Here is a 3,970-nt window from a genome sequence, read left to right on the forward strand (position 1 = left end):
CCCTGTCCCTCAGTCGCCCACGACACTCTGCACGGCATCGGCGGTTTCACCGCGCTGCTCGACCTCGGCGTGACGAAGTACCGCCGCGACCGTGTCCTCGTCTTCGATCTGGACGAGGGCGGCTTCCACGAGTGCTACTCGGCGCAGGACGACGCGATCGCCCCGGCGGGTGAATCCCTGTACCAGCTCCAGATGCCGGTGCGCGACAACGAATCCCGCGACGAAGCACACCGGCGCCTCGAGCGTTTCGCCGATGCCGCCGTCCCGGACCGGCGATCCCGCACCACCTTCCAGCGCTCCTCGACCGCGAAGGGCCGCACAGGCGCCTTGGATCTGCCGGGCACGACCTGGCGCGACCGGCCCGCTATCGATCGCGGCGACGGGGTGTATCTGGCCGGCGACATGGTCGCGGCGCCGGGGATGCGCGGCGAGATCTCCATCAACAGCGCCCTCACCGCCGTCGCGTCAGCGGTCGCCGCGGCACGCAAGTCCGGCGTCCGGCCGAGCGCCGAACCCGCCTAGACGACCTTCGCCCGATCCGATCGACGCCGACTCCGCGCGGCGCCGATCCGATCGGGCCCGGCCATGTCCTCCCGGCGCAGAAATTCGGTTGCGCCGCCGGGCACCCCATTCCTAGGGTGAAACGCATGTCGTGCCACGTGTTCATTCGCATCCGCCACGCCCGGGCTCTGGCCCGCTAGCGGACGCGGATATTTCATCGGCGTCCACCGGCGCGCCCAGGGCCCATCGAGATTCAGACGACTCGATGACCCGAAGGGGCAACTGCCGTGGCGCAGGATTTTGCACACCGAAACTACTCACACACGCAGCGCAAGGTCACCGGGCGCAGCGGCGGCCGGACCACGCGTGACCTGGCGAGAAGAACGCTCTCGCAGAACTTCCTGGTGGACCGGACTGCCGTCGACCTGATGATGACGGTCGCCGATCCGGCGGGCACCGTGCTCGAACCGGGCGCGGGCGAGGGCGTGCTGACGCAGGCGCTGGCCGGTCGCGGCGCGCAGGTCACCGCCTATGAGATCGATACTCTGCTGGCGGCCAAGCTCTCGGCGCACACCCGCGCCGAACGCGGAATCCGCGTGGTGCGTGGCGATTTCACCAAGGCCAAGGCGCCGCGCACACCATTCGCCGTGGTCGGGAATATCCCGTTCTCCGTCACCGCAGAGATCGTCGACTGGTGCCTGGCCGCACCGGCACTCACTTCGGCGACCCTGCTCACACAGCGGGAATACGCGCGCAAACGCACCGGCGACTACGGCCGGTGGAGTCTGCTGACCGCGGCGAGCTGGCCGTGGTTCGACTGGAGCCTGCGCGGACAGGTGCACCGGACCAGCTTCCGGCCGGTCCCCGCCGTCGACTCCGCGATCCTGCGGATCGACCGGCGACCGGAACCGCTTGTCACACACCGTGATTCGTACACCGAACTGGTGCGCACCGGATTCTCGGGCATCGGCGGCACGGTGCGCGCGTCGCTGCACACTCGCTATCAGGGGGTGGACGCGGCCCTGGCCGAAGCGGGGATCGCCCGCGACACCGTGGTCGCATACGTCCACCCGGAGCAGTGGGTGTCGTTGCATTCGGCGCTCACCCGATAGCCGGATTTCGATGCCGCCCCGACATCACGGGGCGGCATCGAGCTCAGGCAACGGATCGACATCGATCGGAAACGCGACGAATCCGCACCATCAACGTCGAGGACGGGACAACCTTGCCAGTCATATAGGTGGACAGGCGAGAACCGGAAGTGCCGATAGCGGCGGCGAATTCAGCACTGGTCAAACCAGAGTCGGTGACCGCCTGCCGCACTTCGTCGGCGACCTCCTTGCGCTCCGCGGCCTCTGCGCGCTCCCGAGCCCGCTCGAGCAGGCCTTCCATCAACTCGGCCACGCCGTAAGGACGACTGTGCGACAGAACTTCTTCCAGCCTGCGTGCGATGCGCCCCCATGGGTCACGTCGCAATTCCTGACCGATCCGGCGCCAATCGTTGAGATCGCCCCGCTCCAACGCGGTCTGGACCGCCTCGGTCGGCCACTCCGCCACCGGCGCTTCCGGCGAAATATTCAGGTTACGAAACTGGAGCGTCATCCTCACCTCCGGCGAGCGAGATCGCCACTTCCCGGCATCGATCCCGGACCGTGCTCCAATCGTGCCACTTGCGATCGAGATTGCGATAGGCCGACAACTGCTGGGTTACCGACGAATCGGCAGGTCGCGGATCAGCCAGCTGACGCGCAACCTGCGAGGAAACTGGAACCCCGTCGATGCGCTGGTCGGCGTAGTACTCATCGATGTCCGCGAGCACGGCAGCCGCCTCGGACACCCCCATCGCGTCGGTGAGTGCCGCAACGTCGAGGAAGTCACGTGTTTGATTGCGCCGAACTATAAGGAAGGCTTTGATACGCAGCGTCTCCGCAACTGTCGGCACACACAACTCACGCCCTGACGGAAGCTCGACGATGGCCGTCTCCAGCGGCCGCGCGCGAATCAGCTGCCGAACACCTGCTTCGATATCGCCCAGCCGTCCGAGTATCAGCTTCCCCGGCCGCACTCGATTGGTTACCCACTCCCCCTCGGACTCGATGGCATCGAGGACCATGTCGAAACGATCCCGCAGGTCGCGCAGGACATGGTCGTGATCGTAGGAGTCGCGGTGGCCTGCGTAGAGTGCGGCCGCCGAGCCGCCGACCAGAACCGCGTCCGGCACCAGCACCTGCAATCGGGCTGCCGATTCCAACACGGCGCCCAGTTCGTCACTCACGTCACGCGGATCGCGCACCATTCACCAATTTTATCATATGTGATAACTATTGACCGCTAGATCCTGACCGTGCGCGGAGGGTTACCAGCGCGTCGGCTGCTGGTTCAATTGTCGGTCCGCGCGATCGACCCAAGCAGCAAAACGGGTGGTGAGGTCGTCGCGGGTGGCGGCGCGGACGCTGACATGCTGCCCGCGGGTTTCGGTATAGCGACCGTCGTTTGTGACATCGAACCAGCGAAGGACTCCGGCGTGGTCCGCCGGAGATTGACCGATGCCGACATATAGGCGGGCGATGCCGTAGCCATCGCCGCGGGTGCCGAGCATGCGCTGATACTTCTCGCGAGGCGAATCACGGGCCGCGTCATCGAAGTAGGCATCGTCACGCGGTTCGAGGTCTCGGGGATCGAACGTGGCTGGTGACTGTTTTCCCGGTCCGCAGGCAGGGATGGCGCTGTCGAGTTGGGCGGGCAGTCCGTCCGGTGCGAACAGCCGCAGCCTGAAATCGCCATATTCGTCCGACCGACCACCTTGGAACGCCAGCACAGCGCGGTGGTGGTCGCGGGCACCGATAATCCGGTACTCCTTGCTGTCATCGGCATCGGTGCTGGCGCGATGCCGGACCGTGCAGCCGAGGACTTCGATGCGGATCGGCGCAGTCGCCAGAGTGAACATCGCGAGGTCGATCTCCTCGCGATCGCTTGGCTGGACCTCGGCTCGAACGCGGCTGCGGAACTGGCTGAACTCGTCTTCGGTTCGGTAGCGACTGAGGTACTTCAGGGGGCGAGGGAATCGATCATTCGCATCGCTATACCAGTGGGCAGCAAAGGTTTCCGGATCGAATGTCCATGATGGCATCAGCTGCGGTCCCTCGGCACGAGATGGGCACCGATCACACCACCGGCAACAGTCGGCGGTTGGTCACCGATGAGTTCGTCCGTGTTGGCTTGGTTGATCAGGTAATCCGGGGTGGTTCGGGAGCCTTCTTCATCTTGTTGGCCACCACGCGCGCCGCCCATCGGCATACCGCCCATCGGCATCCCTCGACCCGTGCCCGCTCCAGAAGCTCCAGCTGATCCGGACGCTGCCGGCGCCACGACGCCAGGGACTCCGGGGACAGAGCGACCGGCGATGCCCGGCACGCCCGCACCGGGTGACCCGCCTGCGGGGCTACCGATGCCCGGTGCGCCTGAACCC

5 protein-coding genes and 1 pseudogene are annotated in these 3,970 nt (G+C 66.2%); 2 read left to right on the forward strand and 4 right to left on the reverse strand.

Annotated elements, in window-relative coordinates:
* Together ACFWPJ_RS19495 and erm are read left to right on the forward strand one after the other, a co-directional pair.
* Positions 1 to 522 (forward strand): annotated as a pseudogene (locus ACFWPJ_RS19495) (FAD-dependent oxidoreductase); the annotation flags it as partial.
* A 350-nt stretch (positions 523 to 872) separates the two neighbouring features.
* A complete protein-coding gene (gene erm, locus ACFWPJ_RS19500) occupies positions 873 to 1,613 on the forward strand; it encodes an ErmE/ErmH/ErmO/ErmR family 23S rRNA (adenine(2058)-N(6))-methyltransferase (protein ID WP_378853241.1) in 741 nt (246 codons plus the stop codon).
* Positions 1,614 to 1,656: 43 nt separating this feature from the next.
* Here erm and ACFWPJ_RS19505 read toward each other — a convergent pair whose 3' ends face one another.
* Genes ACFWPJ_RS19505 through ACFWPJ_RS19520 form a run of 4 tightly spaced genes read right to left on the reverse strand, consistent with a single transcriptional unit; the run spans position 1,657 to position 3,807 of the window.
* Complete coding sequence (locus ACFWPJ_RS19505) at positions 1,657 to 2,103, reverse strand: XRE family transcriptional regulator (protein WP_378853233.1); 447 nt, start codon at positions 2,101 to 2,103, stop codon at positions 1,657 to 1,659.
* On the reverse strand, positions 2,084 to 2,797 hold the full coding sequence (locus ACFWPJ_RS19510; RefSeq protein ID WP_378853235.1) for a hypothetical protein: 714 nt from the start codon (positions 2,795 to 2,797) through the stop codon (positions 2,084 to 2,086). Before ACFWPJ_RS19510 ends, ACFWPJ_RS19505 begins: the two co-directional genes overlap by 20 nt.
* A gap of 60 nt (positions 2,798 to 2,857) precedes the next feature.
* Complete coding sequence (locus tag ACFWPJ_RS19515) at positions 2,858 to 3,631, reverse strand: ESX secretion-associated protein EspG (protein WP_378853237.1); 774 nt, start codon at positions 3,629 to 3,631, stop codon at positions 2,858 to 2,860.
* Positions 3,631 to 3,807: a hypothetical protein gene (locus ACFWPJ_RS19520; protein ID WP_378853239.1), complete on the reverse strand. Its 177-nt coding sequence runs from the start codon at positions 3,805 to 3,807 to the stop codon at positions 3,631 to 3,633. The genes ACFWPJ_RS19515 and ACFWPJ_RS19520 overlap by 1 nt, the downstream gene beginning before the upstream one ends.
* Between the last annotated feature and the right edge of the window lie 163 nt (positions 3,808 to 3,970).

This window comes from Nocardia sp. NPDC058497, from assembly GCF_042720195.1.
Classification (GTDB): domain Bacteria; phylum Actinomycetota; class Actinomycetes; order Mycobacteriales; family Mycobacteriaceae; genus Nocardia.